General features: G+C 52.7%; 1 protein-coding gene. It reads right to left on the bottom strand.

Annotated elements, in window-relative coordinates; translation table 11 throughout:
• A partial coding sequence (locus Q1A08_RS21410) for a VCBS domain-containing protein (protein WP_299776431.1) occupies positions 1 to 311 on the bottom strand: 311 nt, incomplete at both ends.

The following is a 311-nucleotide window of genomic DNA, read 5'->3' as shown; positions in this document are numbered from 1 at the left end:
AACGAGCCTAAGCCATCCGGAGCACTGATCGTAAATGTATTGCCAGTTGCCGTACCATCTTCTTGAACGCTTTCATCGCCAGTTGCACCAGCATTGTTATCATCGATAGTGACCGTTGGCGCGCCATCGGTGGTACCAGTGACGGTAATCGTTACGGTGGTAGTCGAGAAGCTTCCGTCATTATCTTTTAAGGTGTAGCTGAATGTATCGGTGGCTGTTGCGCCTTCGGCAAGCGCGGCCGCACCTGCACCTGGGTTGTAGGTATAAGAGCCATCCGCTTGCAGGGTTAACGAACCAAGCGAGCCTGCAAT

Source organism: uncultured Pseudoteredinibacter sp. (assembly GCF_947500695.1).
Lineage (GTDB): Bacteria > Pseudomonadota > Gammaproteobacteria > Pseudomonadales > Cellvibrionaceae > Pseudoteredinibacter.
Note: the sequence above shows the minus strand (reverse complement) of the source record. Positions and strands in the feature narration are given on the sequence as shown.